This is a genomic window from Mannheimia massilioguelmaensis (genome assembly GCF_000940515.1).
In the GTDB taxonomy this organism is placed as follows: domain Bacteria; phylum Pseudomonadota; class Gammaproteobacteria; order Enterobacterales; family Pasteurellaceae; genus Basfia; species Basfia bettyae.
The window spans coordinates 111,861-132,189 of the sequence record NZ_CDQL01000008.1 but is presented as its reverse complement, the minus strand read 5'-3'; the positions used below and the strand labels follow the sequence as shown (position 1 = coordinate 132,189).

Sequence of the window (20,329 nt, the reverse complement as noted above, 5' to 3'; positions counted from 1 at the left end):
GATTTTTGCCCGTATTTACGGGCTTTTATTTTTCTGATGTTTTGTTTTTATCCTATTTTCTAATGAATCCTTTCACTATATAATCCAAACTTTACATTCATTTAGGGACTCATCATCATGTTATTCCCCTCTTTCGCTATTATTGGTGGATTAATACTGTTAATTTGGGCCGCAGATCGCTTTGTGGATAGTGCGGTAGCAACCGCCCGCTATTTTGGTATGCCTCAATTACTTATCGGTATGATCATTATTGGTTTCGGTACCTCCGCACCAGAAATGATCGTATCAGCAACCTCAGCATTGAATGGTAATTCTGGCATTGCGCTTGGGAATGCCTATGGCTCAAACATTACCAATATTGCCTTAATTCTAGGTTTGACCGCTTTAATTTCACCTTTAGCCGTAAATTCTCAAGTGCTCAAGCAAGAATTACCTATTCTAATATTGATTACTGGAATTTCGGCATTGCTAATTTATGACGCAGAAGTATCTAGACAAGATGCCATCATTCTATTAGTGATATTTGCAATTTATATGATATGGACAATTTGGCATGGTTTAAAAAATAAACCAGATAGCCTTGCTTATGATGTTAATGAAGAATTAACTGAAAAAGATCCAATAAATATTAAACTGTCATTATTTTGGCTGATAGTTGGGCTATTGCTTTTGATGATAAGCTCTCAGCTATTAGTATGGGGCGCCGTTGAGCTTGCCCATTATTTTGGCGTAAGCGATTTAGTAATTGGCTTAACCATTGTTGCTGTGGGAACATCATTACCAGAATTAGCCTCATCATTAGTTGCTGCCAAAAAAGATCAAGTCGATCTAGCTGTCGGTAATATCATCGGTTCTAATCTATTCAATACACTTGCTGTAGTGGGCATTGCTGGTACAATTTCGCCAATGCAAGTAGGTTCAGAAGTGTTTAACCGAGATATATTAGTAATGTCAATTTTAACCTTGCTCTTACTGGTATTTGGATTAAACTTTGGTAAGCATAAAGGCAAGGGTAAAATTAATCGTTTTGAAGGGTTCATATTCTTCTTAATTTATCTAGGCTATAACTTCTATTTACTTCAAACTGCGGTATAAAATAAAAGGGAGATTGTAACAAGCCTTAATAGAAATAATTAAGGCGGTTTGTCATAAATATTTTCCTAAACAAAAATAATATCTAAATTAAAGCGACCTATATCACTTGTAGTATGGAAGAAAATTATTACCGTCCAAATAATGTTGCCCCACCTGATGAAGGCAAGGTTGTTCCATATAACAGACTAATAGCAAAGAAAATTAATAATAATCCAGCAATCAATTTAATTAATACATCAAAATCTAAATTTAATGTGGGAGATAAATACCACTTTCCTACTTTAATCGCTGTACTTCTGGCATATTGAACCATAGCTGCGAAACTGGATAACGTTAGCCCAGTTCCAATTGACATAGCTAAAGTAGCAACAATTCCCCAAGCATATAAATTCAGCATATAAGAAAGAAATAAGACAAAAATTGCTCCAGTGCAAGGACGCATACCAATACTCATAATCACTAAAAATTGTGATTTCCAGCTAGTAGCTTGCTCTAATTCGGTCTGCTCTGGCATATGTTTATGTCCACAACCGCAATCCGCTCCATGTTCATGAGGAATAAATTCTTGAGACTGAATTTGAGTTATATTCTGACCAATGCGTAAATTGTCTGTTAATACATTAATTTGACGAATATGAGGAACTTTATTCACTTGTGATAAAGTGCGGTGTTTTTTTATAAATTTTTGAAAACTTTGATAACACCAACGTAAACCTAACAAAATAATAAGAAGATAAGCGACTCGTTCTAACCATAATTGGCTTAATTTAAAATAAGCAGAAGATAAATTCAGTATCACTACCACAATAGAAGTTGCCAAGATCGCCACAACGCCTTGCATTAATGAAGATAAAAAACTTAACTTCATGCTCTTTTTAAGCTTCGACTGATGAGTAGATAAATAACTAGCAATAATAAATTTACCGTGTCCAGGGCCTACCGCATGAAATATTCCATACAGAAAACTAATCAAAATCAGCATACTTCCAGCAACCCTAGGATTATGCTTAATTTCCTGTAAATTATCAGAAATTAATTGATTAAATTCCCTTTGCCAAACCACAATATGGGTAAATAACCAAGGGAATAAATTAGTAATAGCAATAATTAATGAAATTAAGAGAACAATCCAAATCCATTTATTATGTTTTAGATTTTCCTTTTGTACCGCTTTTATTTGCATAATATAATCACTTTCTGTGCAAATTGTTTACCTAAGGTGAAATCTTCATCTCGTTGGGTTTTATCTAGTGATGAAGCATATTGTCGGGTTTTGTCATCTACATTAGGCGCTAAAATTTTGCCTTGACAATTTGAGGGGAGTGGTGAAAAATCCACTGCATTTTTCTGTTCATCATAATACATAGATACATAATATGTAGAATCATAAGTTGAAAAGGTTAATTCCGTATTTTTTAACTCAATAGGATCAGTTAATAAAAGATCAAAATAATAAAGAATTTGTGAATTGGAATTTTGTAAACCATAATTTTGTGGTTTTGAGGTATATTTAATTTTGCGACCTTTTTGATCATAAAAATAACTAAAATAATGTTCATTAACAATATTATTCATCATTTCATCAGCTAATTTTTGTTGTTCTTTAGGATCATTTTTAGCTTGCTGCAAATCATATAACATTTCTGATGAACTTGCTCGATCTAATAACCATTTCATAGAAAAGCCTATTAATTTTTGCTCCTTAACAATCGGTGTTGTTTTCATTTCTATGAATGCATGTGGGTGAGCAAACGTATTTTGTGAAAGAAAAATAATGGAACAAGACAATAAAAAAATCAGTTTTTTCATGATCAAAACAACCTTACTCATTAATATTAAATAGTATGAACTTCATTCTTTAAAATAAAAATCAAACTTAAAACCTATAATTTCTTGTCAATATTTGCTAAAAAATAAGCGACTAAATCTAAAACCCTACAAATAATATGATTTATATCAATAAATCATCATATCAAGCTTTGTTCTGGGAACTTTTTTATGTACTATACATGACGTCAAGTAATTGCTTGATATTCATAAAGTTCCTAAATAAAATAATCATAAATAAATAGCTAAACTACTTTCCTACCACCCTTTTAGGGTGGTTTTTTTTATAGATTAAAATCCTAGAAAAAAGTTCATTCAAGTTTATTACTTTACTAAAAACTAGAATAATTTTTATATTATATCCTGTTACTCAAGATAAATCTTACATATCCCTATAATTTCAAGTAAAATAAGCAATTTAGTTAAATAACACTTATGGGATCCAATATGTCATCACAATTTGTTTATACAATGCACCGTGTTGGTAAAGTTGTGCCACCTAAACGCCATATTCTTAAAGATATTTCTTTAAGCTTTTTTCCTGGTGCGAAAATTGGTGTGCTCGGTTTAAATGGTGCAGGGAAATCTACGCTATTACGTATTATGGCTGGTATAGATAAAGAGTTTGAAGGTGAAGCTCGTCCACAGCCAGGTATAAAAATTGGCTATCTTCCACAAGAACCAAAATTAGAGCCTCAACAAACTGTTCGAGAAGCGATTGAAGAAGCTGTTTTTGAAGTTAAAAATGCGTTAACTCGCTTAGATGAAGTTTATGCTTTATATGCAGATCCTGACGCAGACTTTGATAAATTAGCGGCAGAGCAAGCAAATCTTGAAGCGATAATTCAAGCACATGATGGTCATAATCTTGATAATCAATTAGAACGTGCAGCGGATGCATTACGTTTACCTGAATGGGATGCAAAAATTGAACACTTATCAGGTGGTGAACGTCGCCGTGTAGCACTTTGCCGTTTATTACTTGAAAAACCAGATATGTTATTATTAGATGAACCAACTAACCACTTAGACGCTGAATCTGTCGCTTGGTTAGAACGTTTCTTACATGACTATGAAGGTACTGTCGTAGCAATCACCCATGACCGTTATTTCTTAGATAATGTGGCAGGCTGGATCTTAGAACTTGACCGTGGCGAAGGTATTCCTTGGGAAGGTAACTACTCTTCTTGGTTAGAACAAAAAGAAAATCGCTTAGCACAAGAGCAAGCTCAAGAATCTGCTCGTCAAAAATCGATTGAAAAAGAATTAGAATGGGTTCGCCAAAATCCCAAAGGTCGTCAGGCTAAAAGTAAAGCTCGTATGGCTCGCTTTGAAGAACTAAATAATGGCGAATATCAAAAACGTAATGAAACTAACGAACTCTTTATTCCACCTGGTCCACGTTTAGGTGATAAAGTCATTGAAGTTGAACACTTAACTAAATCTTATGGTGATCGTACATTAATTGATGATTTATCGTTCTCAATTCCGAAAGGTGCGATTGTAGGTATTATTGGTGCTAATGGTGCTGGTAAATCGACCTTATTCCGTATGCTTTCAGGTCAAGAACAAGCTGATTCAGGATCGATCATCTTAGGCGAAACTGTAGTACTTTCTTCTGTGGAGCAATTCCGCGATTCCATGGATGATAAGAAAACAGTTTGGGAAGAAGTATCAAATGGTCAAGATATCTTAACTATCGGTAATTTTGAAATTCCTAGCCGCGCTTATGTTGGTCGTTTTAACTTCAAAGGCGTTGATCAACAAAAGCGTGTAGGTGAATTATCTGGTGGTGAAAGAGGTCGTTTACACTTAGCAAAATTATTACAACGTGGTGGTAATGTCCTTTTATTAGATGAACCAACTAATGACTTGGACGTAGAAACCTTACGAGCATTAGAAAATGCAATCTTAGAGTTTCCAGGATGTGCGATGGTAATTTCACATGACCGCTGGTTCTTAGACCGTATTGCTACTCATATTTTAGACTATGGTGATGAGGGTAAAGTAACCTTCTACGAAGGTAATTTCTCTGATTACGAAGAGTGGAAAAAGAAAACTTTAGGTGAAGCTGCTATTCAACCTCATCGAGTCAAATATAAACGAATTTCTAAATAATAAAAAATCCCCTTTTGGGGATTTTTTATTAGATCAATGTCTTATCTTGACGAAAGTATTTATAAATACCTATACAAGAAATTGAAATCCAAAAGATTTCAATTACAAATGAACCTAAATTAAAATGTACACATAAGCTAAGTATGAGTAATACTGCACCAATACCATTAACAATATTGTATTGCAAGGAAATTGGTTTCCAGTGCTCACTTACAACACACCAAAATGCAATTACCACGCAAGCCATTCCTAAAAATCCTACAATATGTGCAGTTGTATCTAGTACTGCCAGTTGCTCTATTGTTAATGAGTTAAAACCTAAAAACTCCATTATAATATTCATGATTTTTCCTTGTTATTTTAGTCCGTTAACATAACAGATGATTGATTCTACAAAATAAAAATTCAATTGAAAATAGGCTATTTCAACGCAAACGTTAACCTTTAAAAAGCAAACGATATCTATATAAAAATAAAATCTGCACATAAAAAATCCCATCAAAAATGACGGGATAATTTATAAAATCTAACAAGCTACTGGATATAAAGAAAATACTTGATTAATACATTTTATATTCACTAAATAGTGATATTTTTGCATCATTCTACTACTGATGTGTACTCCTATTTAATCGCTAATTACTAACATAGATTAATCTACTGATGAAGAGGTTTTGAGTTCTTGGATTTTCTTAATCACATTACTTGTCGAACAACCATCCTCGAAATTTAATACTCTCACTTCTCCACCATTGTTTAAAACTTCTTTTGAACCAGCAATTTCATGAGGTTGATAATCTCCTCCTTTTACAAGCAGATCAGGCAAAATCTCACTAATAAGATGCTGAGGAGTATCTTCTTCAAATTCCACCAACCAATCCACTGATGCTAATCCAGCTAATACCGCCATACGAGCTTCAATACCATTAATTGGTCTTGTTTCGCCTTTTAAGCGTTTTACTGAAGCATCAGAATTTACAGCAACAATAAGGCGGTCCCCTAATTTACGTGCATTTTCTAAATAAGCAACATGACCTGGATGTAAAATATCAAAACAACCATTAGTCATTACAATTTTCTCACCACGACGTTTTGCTGAATTCACGGCAATTTTAAGTTCATCTTTTGTCATAATTCCAAAACCACTGGTTGAACGACCGTGAATTGCATTTTCTAATTCAACCGTAGAAACCGTTGATGTACCTAATTTACCGACAACAATGCCCGCAGCCACATTCGCCAAATAACATGCTTCTTCCAATGTACGACCATCTGCAATTGCCGTCGCTAATACACTAATTACCGTATCACCAGCACCAGTCACATCAAATACTTCTTTAGCTTCTGTTGGCAAATGATAAGCTTCTTGACCAGAACGTAATAATGTCATTCCTTTCTCTGAACGTGTCACTAATAAAGCACTTAATTCAATATCAGAAATAAGTTTAAGCCCTTTTTCAATAATATCCTGTTCGGTTTCACATTTACCCACAACAGCTTCAAATTCAGACATATTAGGAGTGAGTAAGGTCGCACCATGATAACGTTCAAAGTCAGTGCCTTTAGGATCAATTAACACAGGAACTTGTGCTTTGCGTGCAATTTGAATCATATTTTGCACATCATTTAATGTTCCTTTACCATAATCAGACAAAACTAATGCACCAAAAGCTTCAATTTGATCATTCAATTTATGCAACAAATCATTGCTTCTGACGTGTTGAAAATCTTCTTCAAAGTCAAGGCGTAATAGCTGTTGATTACGAGAAAGAATTCGTAATTTAGTAATAGTTGGATGGGTATCCAATTTCACAAAATTACAATCAATTCGTTGTTTTTCTAGTAAATCTACGAGAGCTGAACCAGCTTCATCATCACCTGTTAAGCCTACTAATTGTACTGGCACATTTAATGAAGCGATATTCATTGCTACATTGGCAGCCCCTCCAGCACGTTCTTCATTTTGTTGAACCTTAACCACTGGCACTGGTGCTTCAGGAGAAATTCTATTTGTCGAGCCAAACCAATAACGGTCTAACATTACATCCCCTAATACTAAAACTTTCGCATGATTAAATTGAGCTGAATACTGAGCCATATTGAAATCCTATTCGCATTTATTGAGTATAAATTGGAAAATTTGCCAAATTTTACCACAGTCATAAGCTGATTGGCTTAAAATTTCTATAAATTTCCGTTAAACTAACACAATACTTATTATCACAAGGTTATTTATTTCTGATTATGCCCCAAAATTCTCCTCCCAAATTTGATAAAGCTTTTCTGATGCCTAAATACTGGCCATTTTGGATTGGTTTATTTTTTTTCAGATTAGTACTTTTATTACCCTATCCTATCTTAAAAAACATTGGTCATGGTTTAGGGTATTTGTTTTCTAAACTGAGTGTAGGTAAACGTCGTGCTAAAATTGCCCGTCGTAATCTTGAACTCTGCTTTCCTGATTGGTCAAAAGAAAAAGTTGACTTCGTTTTACAATCACACTTGGACTCTGTCGGTATGGCAATTATTGAGACAGGGATGGCTTGGTTTTGGTCGGACAAACGTATTAATAAATGGTGTAAATTAGTCGGCATTGAACACTTAAAGCAACATCAGCAAGAAGGTATTATTTTAGTTGGCGTACATTTTCTCACTTTAGAATTAGGTGCAAGAGTGGTGGGCTTACAACATCCAGGAATAGGTATTTATCGACCTAATGATAATCCACTCATGGATTGGATTCAATTTAAAGGGCGTATTCGTTCTAATAAAGATCTGCTTGATAGAAAAGATCTACGTGGCATGATTAAAGCACTTCGTACAGGTAACACGATTTGGTATGCTCCAGATCATGATTATGGAAGAAAGAACGCAGTATTTGTTCCTTTATTTGCCGTACCTGAAGTTGCAACTACCACTGGAAGTTACTATCTATTAAAATCTTCTCCGACCAGTAAAGTCATACCTTTTGCACCTATTCGCAATAAAGATGGTTCAGGCTACACCGTAACAATAGAACCTGCGGTAGATTTTAGTGACATTATTGACGATGAAGTAGAAATCGCTAAGCGAATGAACAAACTAGTGGAAAAAGAAATTATGATGGCAGTTGAGCAATATATGTGGCTACATCGTCGTTTCAAAACTCGTCCACATGAATCTGATAAAAGTTTGTATGATTAAATTCAATGCCACTATTCGAAATAGTGGCTTTTTAATCTCAACCCATTTATTCAATATAATAATTAGAATTTTTTAAAGTAGAGATTTATACTTGATAGTTGAAATGCACTGGAATATGTTGAATAATTGTTAATAGAAGTGGTGCCGACTATCGGAATCGAACTGATGACCTACTGATTACAAGTCAGTTGCTCTACCTACTGAGCTAAGTCGGCACGGATTGGATGAGCAGCTAATTATATGGATATTTTAAAAGGTTGCAAGTCTATTTTTTAAATTTTTTAGCATAAATGAGGTGGAAATCAGTGAAAAACGTTCTTTCAATTCAATCACACGTAGTTTTTGGATATGCAGGTAATAAATCCGCAACTTTTCCAATGCAATTAATGGGCATGGATGTTTGGGCGTTAAATACTGTTCAATTTTCAAATCATACACAATATGGAAAATGGACAGGAATGGTGATGCCTAAAGAGCAAATTGGAGAAATTGTTCGTGGTATTGACGAAATTGGTGAATTAATTAATTGTGATGCAGTTATCTCTGGTTATATTGGTTCGGCGGACCAAGTTGAAGAGATCATCAAAGCCAAAAACCTCATAAAAGAACGAAACCCTAAGGCTATTTATCTCTGCGATCCTGTTATGGGGCACCCTGATAAGGGATGTATTGTTGCTGATGGTGTAAAAGAGGCACTTGTCAAACTTGCTATCGCACAGGCAGATATTATCACTCCTAACCTTGTTGAATTACGAGAACTCAGTGGTATTTCAGTAGAAAATTTTGAACAAGCTATTGAGGCAGTCAAAATAATTCTTAGCAAAGGACCAAAGAAAGTATTAGTCAAACATCTCAGTCGAGTGGGTAAACATACAGAAAGTTTTGAAATGCTACTCGCCACACCAGAAGGTATTTGGCATATAACCCGCCCGCTTTATGAATTTGCTAAAGAACCTGTCGGTGTCGGTGATTTAACCTCGGGTTTATTTTTAGCAAATTTACTTAATGGCAAATCCGATGTAGAAGCTTTTGAACACACGGCTAATGCAGTAAATGATATTATGCGAATTACTTATGAGCGACATGGTTATGAGCTACAAATTATTGAAGCTCGTGATTTAATCATTACTCCACAAAGTGGCGTACAAGCAACAAAAATAGCCTAACTTTTCCTTTCTCTAAAAGCGTTACAGTACTGTAACGCTTTTCTTATTACCTTGATTTACTTTATACTTATAACCCATTACATCTATGGGAAATGCGTATGTCAGATCTTTTTGAACACTTTCAACAGACAATTCATCACAAAAATATTCTTATTGCTTTCAGTGGAGGTTTAGACTCTACCGCATTATTATCCTTATTTGCAAAATTACATAAAAATCAACCGCACTTAACCCTGCGTGCTATTCATATTCATCATGGACTTAGCCCAAATGCTAATGGCTGGGTTGCTCATTGTGAAGAGATTTGTCATCAATTTAACATTCCTCTTATTGTGGAAAAAGTGAGAGTCAATACACAAAATGGCATTGAAGCTGGTGCCCGTGAAGCCCGTTATCAAGCAATTGCTAAACACATTCAAATTAATGAAATTCTTGCTACTGCACATCATCTAAATGATCAAACAGAAACCTTTTTACTCGCATTAAAACGAGGTAGTGGATTACAAGGTCTCAGTGCAATGCAAAAGGAAAATACAACCTTTGGCATCCCCATTTTACGACCCTTATTATCTTTTAGTCGTAAACAATTAGAACAATATGTACAAGCACAAAATTTGTCTTGGATCGAAGATGAAAGTAATTTAGATAATCAATATGATCGCAATTTTTTACGAAATGAAATTCTTCCCTCTATTCGTAAACGTTGGCAACATTTTGACCAAGCTGTTCAACGTTCAGCACAACATTGTGGTGAACAACAACAATTAATCAATGAATTGTTAGAGGAGGATTTTCAAAAAAATTTTTCGGAATCTGACCGCACTTTCAATATTGCTTGCTTTACACAATATTCTCAATTGAAACAAAAAGCCTTGTTACGTTTATGGTTGAATTCCTTAGAAATTCCCATGCCAAGCACCGTACAATTAACTCAATTAATACAAGATGTCATCTTTGCTAAGCAAGATGCAAATCCACAATTTGTGATTGCTGGCAAAATTATTCGTCGTTATCAAAATAAGCTTTTTATCACAGATAAATTTGCAGATTTAAGCCATATCATTTTGCAATTGACATTAGATCAAAAACTGGCTTTACCTGATGGATTAGGAGAAATTCTCGCTCAACAAAGAAATAACAAAATATATATTAAGTGGCAACAATATGAAATAGACTTGCCCTTCACCGAACAGCCTATAGAAATTCGTTTTAGTTATTCAGGTAAAGTAAAACTACATTCAAAAGCAATGAATCAAGAGATAAAAAAAATATGGCAACAATTGAATGTTCCACCATGGCAACGCAAGCGTATTCCATTAATTTTCTATGGGAATCAGCTCAAAAGTGCGGTGGGTTTCTTTAAAATTTTATCTGATGATGCATAGCATCAAAAAGAGCAAAATCAAATAAATAAACAAAAAGCCTCCTAAATAGGAGGCTTTTGTTTAACAAGGAAATAAATTATTTCGCAGGTTGTGCTGGCTCAGTTGCTGGAGCAGGTTGTGCTGGCTCAGTTTTTTCTACTGGAGCAGCTTTTTCTGCTGGTGCCGGTGTTGCAGTTTTATCACCGAACTTAGCTTGTAAATCAGCCTGTAGTTTCATTAACTCTTGAACATCCTTATTTAAGGATTCAGTTTTAGTTTGTAGAGCTTTAACTGTTTCATCTGTACGAGAAACCACTAAAACATTTAAACTATCTACTGTCACATCTTGAGATTTTAAGAACACTGCTTTAGTTTTCTCTTTTAATGTTTTTATTTCAGCGCTTTTAATATCTAATTGATCTAAACTTTTAATTAAGTCTTGAACTTTAGCTTTATATGCATCTACAACAGGTTGTAAATCTTTAGGTTCTTTAACAGTTTGTAATGCTTGTTGAAGTTCCACTTGAATTTGTTGTTGTGCAGCATGATCTTTATCCCATGTTTGAAGCTTTTTAAGCTCCGCAGCAGGATCGCCACCACAAGCGGCTAAGGTTAATGCTAATACAGCTACCGCACCTAATTTTGATAAAAGTTTCATTTTTTTTCCCTTTAATAGACTAACTTTAAATTGCCCAACCAAATGCATAGAAAGCAACTAATGCAATGGCAATGAGTACAGTTCCTACATTTAATTGCTTCACATCACCAGAAATAATACGTCCAATTACTAATGATGCGAACCCTAGCATTATACCAGTAACAATGTTCGCTGTTAAGACAATAAATACCGCACAAACTAACCCCGACATTGCACCAACAAAATCAGCAAAATCTAATTTGCTTACATTGCTTAACATTAATAATCCTACATACATTAAAGCGGGTGCTGTTGCATACGCAGGAACTAAAGTGGCAAGTGGTTGGAAAAATAACATGAGTAAAAATAATACTCCAACGACAATTGCGGTAATTCCTGTTTTTCCTCCTGCTGCGGTTCCTGCTGCTGATTCAATATAAACTGCTGCGGGTGCAGTACCAAATAAGCCAGAAAATAAGCTACTCACAGAATCAGAGGTTAACGCTTTACCACCATTAATGATTTGTCCATCTTTATCTAATAAATTAGCTTGACCAGCGACAGCTCGAATAGTTCCCGTAGCATCAAATACAGCGGTCATCACTAAAGCAAATACCACAGGCAAAATTGCAGGTTGTAATGCCCCTTGAATATCTAATGCTGCAAATAATGATTGTTCGCCAAAAGTTGGCATTTTAAATACTTCACCGTTAAAGGTTACCGCAGGATCAAAAATTAAACCAACAATAGTAATGGCAATAATTACCCAAAGAATTGCACCTTTGACTTGTAATTTTTCTAAACCAATAATACAAGCTAAACCAATTAATGACATCATCACTGGGAATGACATGAAATCACCTAGTTTCACTAAGGTACCATTAGGATTACTAACCACTAAATTTACGCCACTTGCAGCAATCAAAAGTAGAAATAAACCAATCCCAATCCCCGCACCATGAGCAATGCTTATTGGAAGATTACGTAAAATCCATGAACGAATACCCGTTGCAGAAATTAGTGTGAAAACAATCCCCATTAGAAATACCGCACCAAGTGCAACTGGAATACTAACATGTTGTCCAAGCACCAAACTAAACGCAGTAAAGGCTGTTAATGAAATAGCACAACCAATCGCCATTGGTGCATTCGCCCAAAAGCCAATTAAAATTGAACCTAACCCAGAAACTAAACAAGTGGCAATAAAGACACTTTCTGCTGGAAAACCCGCTTTATTTAGCATACCAGGTACAACAATGATTGAATAAACCATTGCTAAAAAAGTCGTTAATCCTGCAATGATTTCTTGACGAAAAGTTGAGCCTCGAGCGGTAATTTCAAAATGGTTTTCTAAAGACATAAGATCCCCTAAAAAAGATAAATATTGAGAGGGGGTATTTTACGCTAAAAAACAAAACAGTAAACGTTTGCGTGATAATTTTAAAAGACGAAAAGAACTCTATAATTTCATTGAAGTTTTTAATCCTTTTACTCATAAAAAAACTCCATGAACATGGAGTTTTTATCAGTAAATAATTGAATTACATTTGGCTACCAATAACACCACCTAATGCAGCACCACCTAAAGTTGCACCTGTAGAATGACCAATAACATTACCTGCAACCCCACCAATTGCGGCACCCACAGCAGTGTTTTTTTGACCTCTCGTCATGTTCGCACATGCAGCAACTGAACTTGCAATGAATAGTACAGCGAAAATTTTAGCGATTGATTTCATATGGTAAACTCCGATAATTTAAGACAAATAGCATCATCAACATATTTATTGCTTCAGATTAGCTATAAATTAAGACTGCTCAATTTTACAAAAGTTCAATATGACAAACATTTTATCATACTGAACAAACTTATCTTAATCGCTGATGAATTCTTCACTTTCACTCAGAGTTTAAAAGACTTATACTAAATACGAATTTTACTTATACAAGGATAAAATATGGCTATTTTAGTAACAGGCGGTGCTGGATATATTGGTACCCATACTGTGGTGGAATTATTAAATTCAGGTCGTGACATTGTGGTATTAGATAACTTACACAATGCTTCCGAAGAATCTTTAGCACGTGTAAAAAAAATCACAGGTAAAGCGGTTAGCTTTTATAAAGGTGATGTTTTAGATCGTCAAATATTACGCAAAATATTTACTGAGCATAAAATCGAATCCGTTATTCATTTCGCTGGTTTAAAAGCGGTAGGTGAAAGTGTACAAAAACCACTTTTCTATTATGAAAATAACGTCGGTGGTTCTATTACTTTAGTGGATGAAATGTTAAAAGCAGGCGTCAATACCATTGTGTTTAGTTCAACTGCAACAGTTTACGGCGTACCTGATGTGGTTCCAGTCACTGAAAACAGTCCTGTAGGGGCAACAACAAGCCCTTATGCGACATCTAAATATATGGTTGAAAGAATACTTGCGGATACAGTAAAAGTGAATCCACAATTTACGGCTATTGTATTACGTTATTTTAATCCTGTGGGTGCGCATGAAAGTGGTTTAATTGGAGAAGATCCAAATGGTATTCCAAATAACTTAATGCCATTTATCAGCCAAGTAGCCATTGGAAAATTACCAGAACTTTCTGTATTTGGTAATGATTATGACACACCAGATGGTACAGGAGTAAGAGATTATATCCATGTAGTGGATTTAGCCGTAGGTCACTTAAAAGCGCTAGATAAACATCACGGTGAACCTGGTTTACATACCTATAATTTAGGCACTGGTATTGGCTATTCTGTATTAGATATGGTTAAAGCCTTTGAAAAAGTCAACCAAATTAAAGTCCCTTATAAAATTGCTCCTCGCCGAGCAGGTGATATTGACTCCTACTATTCTAGCCCGAAAAAAGCGGCTGAAGTATTAGGCTGGACAGCACAGCATTCATTAGAAGATATGATGCGTGACACATGGAACTGGCAAAAAAATAATCCGAAAGGTTATAAACGTTAATTAATCAATCAACGGGCGAGTATCATCCTCGCCCATATTTCTCTTAATAAAATGTCGACAAAATCCACGCTACTTTCACAAATTTTTAGCCGTAATATGTTGATCTGTATTTTTACAGGTTTTAGTTCTGGATTGCCTCTTTATATTATCACTGGGCTATTGCCGATTTGGCTTCGTTCCGAAAAAGTAGATTTAGAAACACTGGGCTATTTCACAGCAGTCACCTTACCTTTTACCTGGAAATTTATCTGGGCACCCTTGCTTGACCGATACATTCCTCCCTTTTTAGGTCGTCGTCGGGGTTGGATACTGATATCACAACTGTTACTGATTGTTTCTCTAGCATTATTTGGATTTATCAATCCTCAAACTCATTTTGGTTTAACTTTAATCGCTGGGCTGGCTACCCTAACGTCCTTTTTCTCTGCAAATCAAGATGTTGCACTTGACGCTTATCGGCGAGAAATCCTACCCGATAACGAATTAGGTTTAGGGAATTCAATTCACGTTAATGCTTATCGTGTATCAGGATTAGTACCAGGTGCTTTATCATTAATTTTGGCGGATCATTTTAACTGGCAAACGGTTTTTATTATTACCGCAATGTTTATGCTACCAGGAATTTTCATGACCTTATTCCTAAGTAAAGAGCCAGAAATTTTGCTAAAAAAAGACCGCACTTTAAAAGAAAATGTGGTTGAGCCATTTAAGGAATTTTTTGATCGCAAAGGTATCGGTTCTGCATTGGCTATTTTAAGCTTTATTTTCCTCTACAAATTGGGTGATAGCATGGCAACGGCACTTATTTCACCTTTCTATTTAGATATGGGATATAGCAAAACGCAAATTGGTTTAGTCGCTAAAAACGCTTCTTTATGGCCAATGATTGCGGCGGGAATTGTTGGTGGAATTATAATGATCCGTATTGGTATTAACCGTGCATTATGGTTATTCGGAATAGTACAAATCGTCACAATTCTTGGATTTGCTTGGCTGGCTAAGCAAGGACCATTTGATCAAGTGGGTAACTATGAAATCTTTGCATTGAGTTTAGTGATTGCTGCGGAATATATTGGTGTAGGATTAGGCACTTCCGCCTTTGTCGCATTTATGGCAAGGGAAACCAATCCCCTCTATACTGCTACTCAATTAGCCTTATTTACCAGCTTATCTGCTTTACCTCGTGCTACATTAAATACTCAAGCTGGCACATGGATTAATGCCTTAGGCTATTATGACTATTTCTGGCTTTGCTTTTTTCTCGCCATCCCTGGAATGATTTGTTTATATTGGGTAGCACCTTGGAATGAAAAAACAATAACTCATCAATGAGATAAAAAAAGTGCGGTGAAATTTTATGAAAATTCCACCGCACTTTGCACTCTAAACCAACAAAATTAGAAAGACATACCTAAATTCAACACAACATTACGCCCCATTTGAGGTACATAAGGCAAATAAGAAGTATGAATATAAATCTTTTCATTTAAGGCATTATTCAAACTTAATGAAGCCGTATAATTAATACCGTCAATTTTCCGTTGATAGTTTAAAGCTAAATTGAGTAAATTATAACCTTGGGTTTGATCTTCAGGAATTTTTTCCGTGTAATAACCATCATAACCTAAGCCATTTGATTCATCTCTACGTTTCTCTTCTTCATCACGGCTAATAGCTCTGATTACTGTATTCACTGATGTTTTACGTTGAGTAAATACATGAGTATATTCTAAATCTCCAGACCAATTTTCTGAAAATTCACTATGAATGCGGAAGCCTAAACGAATTGGCGGAACTCGTGCAGCATTACGATCTGGACGTTTAATCGTTTCTCGACCGATTTCTACATAATCGCATTCTTCTTCATCCCATTCATTAATGAAACATTTAGATTGATATTTTTTATTACCATAAAAATTAGGGAATCCATATAATTTACCTCGAATAGCATCACCAAATAAGGTAATTTTATGCTCAGGCGTTATTTGATAACCAATTTCTCCTTCAATACCATAGAATTTCGCTTTTGATTGATTATAACGTCGCATATAAAGATTTGCGTTACGATAAATGTTTTCATTATGGATATAATTTTTGAAGCCTTGATAATAAACGCTAAATTTAAAATCCCATTTTTCAGAAGCATGCATAAGCCCTAATTCTAGATTATTAGAACGTTCTTTTTTCAAGTCTTTATTACCATAATCAAAGGAATTGGTGGCTAAATGTTTACCATGATAATAAAGTTCCATTGGCGATGGCATACGTTCATTATGTGAAGCACTTAAAGATAAGCGATAATCTGGATGGAAATCCCACATTAATGTGCCTGAATAAGAAACGGCGTTATCACGATAAGGAGAAAGATCTGGACCATCTTTCTCATCACTTAAATTATATTTACTTTTATCGTATTTAATTGGTATTTCTTGTCTTTCCCAACGCATACCCGTTTCTAAAATAAAATTACGCCAGTTGATTTGTTCCAACGCAAAGAAGCTAAGTTGCTTTTCTGTATTTTCCACTAATGGATGTTGGTCATGTTCATTTCGTTCGCCACTTAAGTTATTAATATCATTAGTGACAATAGAAGCTAAACGAGTTACTTTACTCTTTTTAGTTTGATATTGCACGCCCACTAATCCATTAAAATGCTCGGTAGGCTGATGATAAATTTCTAAACGGCTATTAAATCCTTTATTGTAAAAAAAGGCTTCTGGCTTACCTGACATTAACGCTGCAGTATGTAATAAAGCATTTTTATAGCCTTCGGATTCTGTGCCAGTTAAATGAGCTTTTCCATCATGTTTCTCATCATGATAATAATCCGCATACGCTAAAGCGACTTTAATACGATCAATACCCCACATCGGTTGTCGCCATTCACCACGCAAATCGTAACGCTTAGAATGCATATCAATCACAGGTCCTGGTGCAGAAATATCATGCTTATGTCCATAAACATTACTGTGGCTATGTTTTTCACCACTCAATTCTGTACCACAATGGAAATGTAAATTGCCGATCATATCTTCATCACCCATTAAATGAGGATAAGCCAATAAATAAGATTTTACTTTGGTGATATTAAGAAGGTTTGTGGTATCAAATACATGTCCTGAGCAATAATCAAATTCATGATTATGCCCTGGGATACCATAATGATCACGACGTTCATTATAAGAAACGCCTAGATAACCTTTATCACCAACCCAAGACAATCCCACTGTACCAACCTGAGATTTATTATGGCTATCAGGCAAATAATTGAGTTTCTGTCCTAAATCAATTTCAGGAACACGATAATTATCAGCTTTACGTGTCAAACCTTCTACTCGAGCTACGAAATGTTCGCCTAAATTCAAAGATACACCCGCATTCAGCACACGTTCTTTACTGGCAGTATCAAAACGAGAAACCACTTCACCTTCATAGTTTTTATCTTTAACAGAGGCAGTAGGAATGCGTCTATCCACAATATTCACCACACCAGCAGGCGATGCCATACCATACATTAACGTAGAAGTACCTCTCACTAATTCCACTTGTTGTGCTAATAATGTATCCGCGGCAACAACATGATCTGGTGACATTGATGACATATCAATAATATCAGAACCATTTTGCAATAATTTGATTCTTACCCCTTCCTGTCCACGAATAATCGGTGCACTGGAGCCGCCACCAAAGGGACTAGAATGCACGCCTAATTCAGCGGCTAAGGCATTCCCAAGGGTAGCTGAACGCTTTTTAAATTTTTTTCCTTCAATAGACACATCACTCGCTTTACGTCCTTGCTGAAAAGCTAATGACTGCACATCATCTGAAGTGGTGGTTGTCACAACCACTTCATCCAACATGTCATTGTTATCTTGAGCCATACTCACCCCAACATAGCAAGCAGAAATCACCGCTAGTGCAAGCAAATGAGGGCGAAAAATGTATTTTGGTTTATACATATTATTTATTTAACCTATTTTTTACTAATTATTTACTAAACCTTAATTTACAAAGAAAAATAAGTTTAAATATAAAAAACAAAAAATCAATAAAAAAATAAAAAATTATTAAAATATACCGATTTTAAACTGTCTTATTTCATTATAAAAAATAATGATTTTTAATTAAGGTCAAAATAATTTCATTCAATGCTTGAGTTTATTGACATTGCAATGTATGGTATCGCCACCATAATTCATTATGATTAATTATTTATAGAGGTTAAGATGAAAATTATTCTGTTAGGCGCACCAGGTGCAGGCAAAGGGACTCAAGCTCAATTTATTATGAATAAGTTTGGTATCCCTCAAATTTCAACAGGAGATATGTTCCGTGCAGCCATCAAAGCAGGTACAGAATTAGGTAAACAAGCAAAAGCATTAATGGATGAAGGTAAATTAGTGCCAGATGAATTAACTGTGGCATTAGTGAAAGATCGCATTGCCAAACCAGATTGTGCAAACGGCTTTTTATTAGATGGCTTCCCTCGTACGATTCCGCAAGCGGATGCATTAAAAGATTCAGGTGTGAGCATTGATTTCGTATTAGAATTTGATGTACCTGATGAAGTTATTGTTGAACGTATGTCAGGTCGTCGTGTTCATCAAGCTTCTGGTCGCTCATATCATATCGTTTATAATCCACCTAAAGTTGAAGGTAAAGATGACGTAACAGGCGAAGATTTAATTATTCGTGCTGATGATAAACCTGAAACGGTTTTAGATCGTTTAGCGGTATATCATAAACAAACTCAACCTTTAGTAGATTATTATCAAGCCGAAGCAAAAGCGGGTAATACGCAATACTTCCGTTTAGATGGAACAAAGAAAGTTGAAGAAGTCAGCCAAGAATTAAGTACTATCTTAGGTTAATTGGAAATCAAATGAAGAAGGCGAATACAATATTCGCCTTTTTTATTCTTTTTAGACCCTAAAGTGCAGTCTAATTTTCAGAAATTTTTTATTAATACGGATTAGCTGATTCCTTAGAATTCAACACTAATATCAAATCCTATTTCACCGCATTTTCAATTTCAGTAATCATCGTATCCATAGATTTTAAACCGCCAAAAGCTAAATACCAGTTAGCGGCATTTAAATAAACAATATGATTATTTTTAGCGGCTTTGGTAGGTTTAATTAAATCATTATTAAGTACAGTTTGGGCATTATTGACTTTATCGGTAATCGCCGCTGTACGGTCAACCACTAATAAATAATCTGGATTTTTTTCAGCAATATATTCAAAGCTCACACTGTTACCATGAGTTGAAGCAGCAAGGTTAGTATCAATAGGCGTGAAACCAAATTTTTGATAAACCATACCATAACGAGATTTATCGCCAAAAGCACTGATTCGGCTTTCATTAACAATAGTCACTAAAGCTGTTTTTCCTTGAGTCAATTTTGCGAGTTCTGCTACACGAGTATCTAATTGTGCTAATTTTTCTTTTGCTAATGCCTGTTTATTAAAAATTTGGCTCAATGCAAGAATGTTCGCTTGGAAGCTTGGATAATGGTTAGCATAATCTGTGGTCGAGTAAAAAACTGGGGCGATTTCTTTTAATCGGTCTAACACTTTTTCTTGGCGACCTGAAGCAATGATCAAATCAGGATGAACTTCATTAATTTTCTCAAAAGCGGGTTCAGGTAAGGTTCCTACATTGGCATATTTACTATCATCTGCAAATTCCGCAAGATAGTCTGGCATACGTCCTTTTGAGCTAGCTACAATAGCATCTTTTACGCCTAACTCACGTAATGTATCAAGAGTACCGAAATCTAAGACTACAACTCGTTTTGGATTTTCTGGTACCACTTGTTTACCTGCAAAGTTTTCAACCGTAATATCAGCGGCATTGGCAGTTGCCACACCGAATGCTGCAATAAAACCTGCGGCTAATGTAGTGAATGTTTTTTTCATTGTGTTTTCCTCTATAAATAAAATTTGGGGATTGGGTGAATC

17 protein-coding genes and 1 tRNA gene are annotated in these 20,329 nt (G+C 35.2%); 8 read left to right on the top strand and 10 right to left on the bottom strand.

Going from position 1 to position 20,329, the window contains the following annotated elements:
- Window positions 1-117: 117 nt before the first annotated feature.
- Window positions 118-1,095, top strand: coding sequence for a calcium/sodium antiporter (locus tag BN1226_RS09000; protein ID WP_044470914.1), 978 nt, complete (start codon window positions 118-120; stop codon window positions 1,093-1,095).
- A gap of 127 nt (window positions 1,096-1,222) precedes the next feature.
- Here the strand turns inward: BN1226_RS09000 and BN1226_RS08995 are convergent, their stop codons facing one another.
- Both BN1226_RS08995 and zevA read right to left on the bottom strand, forming a co-directional pair.
- On the bottom strand, window positions 1,223-2,278 hold the full coding sequence (locus BN1226_RS08995) for a nickel/cobalt transporter (RefSeq protein WP_044470913.1): 1,056 nt from the start codon (window positions 2,276-2,278) through the stop codon (window positions 1,223-1,225).
- Window positions 2,269-2,904 carry a zinc transporter binding subunit ZevA gene (zevA, locus tag BN1226_RS08990; protein ID WP_044470912.1) on the bottom strand — a complete coding sequence of 212 codons (636 nt, stop codon included), beginning with the start codon at window positions 2,902-2,904 and terminating at the stop codon, window positions 2,269-2,271. The genes BN1226_RS08995 and zevA overlap by 10 nt, the downstream gene beginning before the upstream one ends.
- A 465-nt stretch (window positions 2,905-3,369) precedes the next feature.
- Here zevA and ettA point away from each other — a divergent pair, with 465 nt between their 5' ends.
- A complete protein-coding gene (gene ettA, locus BN1226_RS08985; RefSeq protein WP_044470911.1) occupies window positions 3,370-5,040 on the top strand; it encodes an energy-dependent translational throttle protein EttA in 1,671 nt (556 codons plus the stop codon).
- A gap of 28 nt (window positions 5,041-5,068) precedes the next feature.
- Here ettA and BN1226_RS08980 read toward each other — a convergent pair whose 3' ends face one another.
- Window positions 5,069-5,383 (bottom strand): CBU_0592 family membrane protein, encoded by a 315-nt coding sequence (locus BN1226_RS08980; RefSeq protein WP_204204332.1) that lies wholly within the window; start codon window positions 5,381-5,383, stop codon window positions 5,069-5,071.
- Between the two features lie 309 nt (window positions 5,384-5,692).
- Window positions 5,693-7,138, bottom strand: a complete 1,446-nt coding sequence (gene hldE / locus BN1226_RS08975; protein ID WP_044470910.1) for a bifunctional D-glycero-beta-D-manno-heptose-7-phosphate kinase/D-glycero-beta-D-manno-heptose 1-phosphate adenylyltransferase HldE — start codon at window positions 7,136-7,138, stop codon at window positions 5,693-5,695.
- 146 nt (window positions 7,139-7,284) lie between these two features.
- On the opposite strand from hldE, the gene BN1226_RS08970 reads away from it, so the two are divergent.
- Window positions 7,285-8,223, top strand: a complete 939-nt coding sequence (locus tag BN1226_RS08970) for a Kdo(2)-lipid IV(A) acyltransferase (RefSeq protein WP_044470909.1) — start codon at window positions 7,285-7,287, stop codon at window positions 8,221-8,223.
- 139 nt (window positions 8,224-8,362) lie between these two features.
- Here the strand turns inward: BN1226_RS08970 and BN1226_RS08965 are convergent.
- A tRNA-Thr gene (locus BN1226_RS08965) sits at window positions 8,363-8,438 on the bottom strand.
- Between the two features lie 90 nt (window positions 8,439-8,528).
- Here BN1226_RS08965 and pdxY point away from each other — a divergent pair.
- Together pdxY and tilS are read left to right on the top strand one after the other, a co-directional pair.
- Window positions 8,529-9,389 (top strand): pyridoxal kinase PdxY, encoded by an 861-nt coding sequence (gene pdxY / locus BN1226_RS08960; protein ID WP_005759731.1) that lies wholly within the window; start codon window positions 8,529-8,531, stop codon window positions 9,387-9,389.
- Window positions 9,390-9,487: 98 nt separating this feature from the next.
- Window positions 9,488-10,774, top strand: coding sequence for a tRNA lysidine(34) synthetase TilS (gene tilS, locus BN1226_RS08955; RefSeq protein ID WP_044470908.1), 1,287 nt, complete (start codon window positions 9,488-9,490; stop codon window positions 10,772-10,774).
- Between the two features lie 76 nt (window positions 10,775-10,850).
- On the opposite strand, the gene BN1226_RS08950 is transcribed toward tilS, so the two are convergent.
- The 3 genes from BN1226_RS08950 to BN1226_RS08940 form a co-directional block, all read right to left on the bottom strand.
- Window positions 10,851-11,411 carry a hypothetical protein gene (locus tag BN1226_RS08950; RefSeq protein WP_044470907.1) on the bottom strand — a complete coding sequence of 187 codons (561 nt, stop codon included), beginning with the start codon at window positions 11,409-11,411 and terminating at the stop codon, window positions 10,851-10,853.
- A 25-nt stretch (window positions 11,412-11,436) separates the two neighbouring features.
- Window positions 11,437-12,750 carry an NCS2 family permease gene (locus BN1226_RS08945; RefSeq protein ID WP_044470906.1) on the bottom strand — a complete coding sequence of 438 codons (1,314 nt, stop codon included), beginning with the start codon at window positions 12,748-12,750 and terminating at the stop codon, window positions 11,437-11,439.
- A gap of 181 nt (window positions 12,751-12,931) precedes the next feature.
- The gene (locus tag BN1226_RS08940) at window positions 12,932-13,129 is read right to left on the bottom strand and encodes a glycine zipper 2TM domain-containing protein (RefSeq protein WP_005759678.1); all 198 of its coding nucleotides are present in this window, start codon (window positions 13,127-13,129) and stop codon (window positions 12,932-12,934) included.
- Window positions 13,130-13,348: 219 nt separating this feature from the next.
- Between BN1226_RS08940 and galE the strand changes: the two genes are divergently transcribed.
- Both galE and BN1226_RS08930 read left to right on the top strand, forming a co-directional pair.
- Window positions 13,349-14,365: a UDP-glucose 4-epimerase GalE gene (galE, locus tag BN1226_RS08935; protein ID WP_044470905.1), complete on the top strand. Its 1,017-nt coding sequence runs from the start codon at window positions 13,349-13,351 to the stop codon at window positions 14,363-14,365.
- Between the two features lie 51 nt (window positions 14,366-14,416).
- Window positions 14,417-15,697 (top strand): AmpG family muropeptide MFS transporter, encoded by a 1,281-nt coding sequence (locus BN1226_RS08930; RefSeq protein ID WP_044470904.1) that lies wholly within the window; start codon window positions 14,417-14,419, stop codon window positions 15,695-15,697.
- A 65-nt stretch (window positions 15,698-15,762) separates the two neighbouring features.
- On the opposite strand, the gene BN1226_RS08925 is transcribed toward BN1226_RS08930, so the two are convergent.
- Entirely contained in the window at window positions 15,763-18,324 is a 2,562-nt protein-coding gene (locus BN1226_RS08925; protein WP_082041923.1) for a TonB-dependent receptor, read from the bottom strand.
- Window positions 18,325-18,591: 267 nt separating this feature from the next.
- Here BN1226_RS08925 and adk point away from each other — a divergent pair, with 267 nt between their 5' ends.
- Window positions 18,592-19,236 carry an adenylate kinase gene (adk, locus tag BN1226_RS08920; protein WP_044470903.1) on the top strand — a complete coding sequence of 215 codons (645 nt, stop codon included), beginning with the start codon at window positions 18,592-18,594 and terminating at the stop codon, window positions 19,234-19,236.
- Between the two features lie 139 nt (window positions 19,237-19,375).
- On the opposite strand, the gene BN1226_RS08915 is transcribed toward adk, so the two are convergent.
- Complete coding sequence (locus BN1226_RS08915; protein WP_005759995.1) at window positions 19,376-20,287, bottom strand: siderophore ABC transporter substrate-binding protein; 912 nt, start codon at window positions 20,285-20,287, stop codon at window positions 19,376-19,378.
- Window positions 20,288-20,329 lie beyond the last annotated feature (42 nt).